The organism is Halorubrum sp. GN11_10-6_MGM (genome assembly GCF_005435165.1).
Classification (GTDB): domain Archaea; phylum Halobacteriota; class Halobacteria; order Halobacteriales; family Haloferacaceae; genus Halorubrum.
In genome coordinates, this window is the sequence record NZ_SGUC01000066.1 from 1 (window position 1) to 5,431 (window position 5,431).

General features: G+C 57.9%; 1 tRNA gene and 3 rRNA genes. All 4 read left to right on the plus strand.

The features are described 5' to 3' along the window. Positions 1-195 precede the first annotated feature (195 nt). The 4 genes from EXE46_RS15970 (at position 196) to rrf (ending at position 5,359) form a co-directional block, all read left to right on the plus strand. Positions 196-1,665: ribosomal RNA gene (locus tag EXE46_RS15970) — 16S ribosomal RNA — on the plus strand. A gap of 166 nt (positions 1,666-1,831) precedes the next feature. Further along, positions 1,832-1,903, plus strand: a tRNA-Ala gene (locus EXE46_RS15975). Between the two features lie 276 nt (positions 1,904-2,179). Next, positions 2,180-5,093, plus strand: a 23S ribosomal RNA gene (locus EXE46_RS15980). A 144-nt stretch (positions 5,094-5,237) separates the two neighbouring features. Beyond that, positions 5,238-5,359 (plus strand): 5S ribosomal RNA (gene rrf / locus EXE46_RS15985). Together the 16S, 23S and 5S rRNA genes with 1 tRNA gene alongside form the textbook arrangement of a ribosomal RNA operon. The last annotated feature ends 72 nt before the right edge of the window (positions 5,360-5,431 follow it).

Below are 5,431 nucleotides of genomic sequence, written 5' to 3' on the forward strand. Positions count from 1 at the left end.
GATGAGGATCGCGCCCCCTGCGCTCCGGCGTAAGCGGCGATCTGATGTGAGCCGTGGTCGTTCGGTGTCATCCAAGCCGTTGGATGGACCGGACACCACACAGACCAATGCAATGGTGTGTCAATCTCTCCGCTAACGAGAGTTGACACCCGCCAACACCCCCTTCGAGCCGGGAATCAGGCTCGAAGGACATACATTCCGGTTGATCCTGCCGGAGGCCATTGCTATTGGGATCCGATTTAGCCATGCTAGTCGCACGAGTTCAGACTCGTGGCGAATAGCTCAGTAACACGTGGCCAAACTACCCTTCGGAACACAATACCCTCGGGAAACTGAGGCTAATAGTGTATACCATACCACCACTGGAATGAGTGGTATGCCAAACGCTCCGGCGCCGAAGGATGTGGCTGCGGCCGATTAGGTAGACGGTGGGGTAACGGCCCACCGTGCCAATAATCGGTACGGGTCATGAGAGTGAGAACCCGGAGACGGAATCTGAGACAAGATTCCGGGCCCTACGGGGCGCAGCAGGCGCGAAACCTTTACACTGCACGACAGTGCGATAGGGGGATCCCAAGTGCACAGGCATAGCGCCTGTGCTTTTCGGTACCCTAAGGCGGTACCAGAATAAGGGCTGGGCAAGACCGGTGCCAGCCGCCGCGGTAATACCGGCAGCCCAAGTGATGGCCGATCTTATTGGGCCTAAAGCGTCCGTAGCTGGCCGCGCAAGTCCATCGGGAAATCCACCTGCTCAACAGGTGGGCGCCCGGTAGAAACTGCGTGGCTTGGGACCGGAAGGCGCGACGGGTACGTCCGGGGTAGGAGTGAAATCCCGTAATCCTGGACGGACCGCCGATGGCGAAAGCACGTCGCGAGAACGGATCCGACAGTGAGGGACGAAAGCCAGGGTCTCGAACCGGATTAGATACCCGGGTAGTCCTGGCCGTAAACAATGTCTGCTAGGTGTGGCTCCCACTACGAGTGGGTGCTGTGCCGTAGGGAAGCCGCTAAGCAGACCGCCTGGGAAGTACGTCCGCAAGGATGAAACTTAAAGGAATTGGCGGGGGAGCACTACAACCGGAGGAGCCTGCGGTTTAATTGGACTCAACGCCGGACATCTCACCAGCATCGACTGTAATAATGACGACCAGGTTGATGACCTTGTCCGAGTTTCAGAGAGGAGGTGCATGGCCGCCGTCAGCTCGTACCGTGAGGCGTCCTGTTAAGTCAGGCAACGAGCGAGACCCGCACCCTTACTTGCCAGCAGTACCGCGAGGTAGCTGGGGACAGTAGGGGGACCGCCGTGGCTAACACGGAGGAAGGAACGGGCAACGGTAGGTCAGTATGCCCCGAATGTGCTGGGCAACACGCGGGCTACAATGGTCGAGACAAAGGGTTCCAACTCCGAAAGGAGACGGTAATCTCAGAAACTCGATCGTAGTTCGGATTGTGGGCTGCAACTCGCCCACATGAAGCTGGATTCGGTAGTAATCGCGTGTCACAAGCGCGCGGTGAATACGTCCCTGCTCCTTGCACACACCGCCCGTCAAAGCACCCGAGTGAGGTCCGGATGAGGCGCGCCACGCGCGTCGAATCTGGGCTTCGCAAGGGGGCTTAAGTCGTAACAAGGTAGCCGTAGGGGAATCTGCGGCTGGATCACCTCCACCGACCCGAGACTCGCCCTCTGGGCGAGCTCACCTTACGACCGTCACCACGACGGTCACTACTCATTCGCGTTGGACTGTGTACGTCCGCCCACCCACCGGCTTGGACACCTCAGAACGACCACGGCTCACACAACACGCGACACAACCTTCCCACCAGGGAAGGTGGGCTCATAGCTCAGCGGTAGAGTGCCTCCCTTGCAAGGAGGATGCCCTGGGTTCGAATCCCAGTGAGTCCATGTCCGTCCAGTCCGAATCCGTCCCCTTAAGTGGGAGACGCGACTCGGATTGAACACGACGACCGATGCACCATCCCGGGAAACCGCGGATGGGAAGGGTTCGACGAACGCCCCGTCACACCCGGGGCGATTCAATGACAACCGTGTATACGTGCGATCCAGACGTCCACTGAACTCATCCGAGTTCGTGGAACGTCAGTGAACCATATACAGTCGGAATACTCTATCGAGTATTTCTGACACCGTCAACAACTCTCCTTCGAGAGTTCGTTGACACACTACTGGCTACTGTGCCAGCTGGTGAATGGCTCGGCTCGAGAGCCGACGACGGACGTGCCAAGCTGCGAAAAGCTCGTGGGACCCGCATGGAGGGAAAGAACACGAGATCTCCCAATCGGAATCCGTTCAACAATTGCCTCGCGCAATAGGGAACGCCCTGAATTGAAACATCTCAGTAAGGGCAGGAAAAGAACGCAACAGCGATGTCGTCAGTAACCGCGAGTAAACGCGACACAGCCCAAACCGAAGGTCTTCGGACCAATGTGGTGTTCGGGTTGACAACCAAATCTCGACAACTCATCTGAAGTCTCCTGGAACGGAGCGTGAAACAGGGTGACAACCCCGTAAGATGAGTCAGTACAGATGGCGTCAAATCCAGAGTAGTAGGGGTCGGATATCCTCTATGAACATCTCAGGCATCCCCTGAGAAGGCTAAACACTCCTCGAGACCGATAGCGAACAAGTAGCGTGAGCGAACGCTGAAAAGCACCCCGAAAAGGGCGGTGCAATAGGGCCTGAAATCAGCTGGCGATCGAGCGACAGGGCGTACAAGGCGTCTCTTGAAACGACCGAGGAGCGATTCTCTAGTAGGAAGAGAGACGAGCCGGCGTCGTGTCGTGCGTTTTGAAAAACGACCCAGGGAGTGCACTTGATTGGCGAGTCTAACCGGCGAACCCGGGAAGGCGCAGGGAAACCGATACGGCCGCAGCATTGCGAGGGCCACCGTGTTCAAGCGCGGGGAGTCAATCAGGTGCGACCCGAAACCAGGCGATCTACGCGCGAGCAAGGTGAAGCGTGGCGAAAGCCACGTGGAGGCCTGTTAGAGTTGGTGTTCTACAATACCCTCTCGTGACTCGTGTGTAGGGGTGAAAGGCCCATCGAGCCTGGCAACAGCTGGTTCCAACCGAAACATGTCGAAGCATGACCTCACCCGAGGTAGCCCGCGGGGTAGAGCTACCGATTGGATGACCCGCCTCCGAGAGGAGTCGGCCATCCTGTCGAACTCCAAACCCGCAGGCGCCGCAGACGGTGGGAGTCCGGTGCGCGGGGTAAGCCTGTGTACCGTGAGGGGAACAACCCAGAGCCGGGTTAAGGTCCCAAAGTGTAGATTAAGTGCGATTCGAAGGTGGTCTCAAGCCCTAAACAGCCGGGAGGTGAGCTTAGAAGCAGCTACCCGCTAAGAAAAGCGTAACAGCTTACCGGCCGAGGTTTGAGGCGCCCAAAATGATCGGGGCTCAAATCTACCACCGAGACCTGGCCGTATCCGTCAAAGGATAACCGCGTAGGTTGGCGTACTGGTCGGACGGAAGCTCGGGCGAGAGCTCGCGTGGACCGTCCAGTAACGACAATCCTGGTCACAGTAGCAGCGATAGTCGGGTGAGAACCTCGACGGCCTGAAGAGCAAGGGTTCCTCGGCACTGCCGTTCAGCCGAGGGTTAGCCGGTCCTAAGGTGTACCACAACTTGACTACACCGACGGGAAGCTGGTTAATATTCCAGCGCCGCTATGCAGTAAACGCCGACGCCGTGTGGAACGCTGAGCCGGGCATTCGCCCGGTCAAATCGTGGAAACTCGTGGACGCCGTCACGGCACGAAGCGAGTGAAACGCGAGATAGCGAAAGTCAGCCGTACATAGGGCCCGTGAAAAGGCAAGCATAGTGTCCGTACCGAGATCCGACACAGGTGCTCTGCCAGCGCAAGGCAAGGCCTGTCGGGAGAACCGACGTTAGGGAATTCGGCAAGTTAGTCCCGTACCTTCGGAAGAAGGGATGCCTGCTCTCTGAGGAGCAGGTCGCAGTGACTCGGGCGCTCCGACTGTCTAGTAACAACACAGGTGACCGCAAATCCGCAAGGACTCGTACGGTCACTGAATCCTGCCCAGTGCGGGTATCTGAACACCTCGTACAAGAGGACGAAGGACCCGTCAACGGCGGGGGTAACTATGACCCTCTTAAGGTAGCGTAGTACCTTGCCGCTTCAGTAGCGGCTTGCATGAATGGATAAACGAGAGCGCCACTGTCCCAACGTTGGACCCGGTGAACTGTACGTTCCAGTGCGGAGTCTGGAGACCCCCAAGGGGAAGCGAAGACCCTATAGAGCTTTACTGCAGGCTGTCGCTGAGACGTGGTCGCCGATGTGCAGCATAGGTAGGAGTCGTTACACAGGTACGCGCGCCAGCGCGCCACCGAGACAACATTGAAATACTACCCGTCGGTGACTGCGACTCTCACTCCGGGAGGAGTACACCGGTAGCCGGGCAGTTTGACTGGGGCGGTACGCGCTCGAAAAGATATCGAGCGCGCCCGAAGATCATCTCAGCCGGGTCGGGAATCCGGCGAAGAGCGCAAGAGCAAAAGATGGTCTGACAGTGTTCTTCCCAACGAGGAACGCTGACGCGAAAGCGTGGTCTAGCGAACCTACGAGGTTCCGGAATGGGACCCGTAGATGACAGAAAAGCTACCTTAGGGATAACAGAGTCGTCACTCGCAAGAGCACATATCGACCGAGTGGCTTGCTACCTCGATGTCGGTTCCCTCCATCCTGCCCGTGCAGACGCGGGCAAGGGTGAGGTTGTTCGCCTATTAAAGGAGGTCGTGAGCTGGGTTTAGACCGTCGTGAGACAGGTCGGCTGCTATCTATTGGGGGTGTGAGGTACCTGACGTGAACGAACGTATAGTACGAGAGGAACTACGTTTGGTCGCCACTGGTGTATCGGTTGTCCGGAAGGGCAGATGCCGAGTAGCCACGCGACACGGGGTAAGAGCTGAACGCATCTAAGCTCGAAACCCACATGGAAAAGAGGTACCGTTGAGGTCACTCGTAGAAGACGAGTTCGATAGACTCGGGGTGTACGCACCGAGGCAACGAGGTGTTAAGCCCACGAGCACTAACAGACCGAGCCACATTCATTGGCGCTGACGCGCCACGACTCGCATGAGTTCAGGCGGTATCTGGATCGCACGTAGACACGGTTGTTCCGAACCACGACCGACACAGGCGTCTCGTCCTGTCATGAAGCCAAGACGAGTCTCGGTTCAACTCCGAGAGTCGGCATAAAGGCGGCCAGAGCGGTGGGGACACACCCGTACCCATTCCGAACACGGAAGTTAAGCCCACCAGCGTACCGTGAAGTACTGGAGTGAGCGATCTTCTGGGAACCACGGGTCGCCGCCTGCCCATTCATACGGGAACCATCCCACTCAGCCCACGGACAGCGCGTCCGTGGGCTTTCTTCATATCCCGCGAACT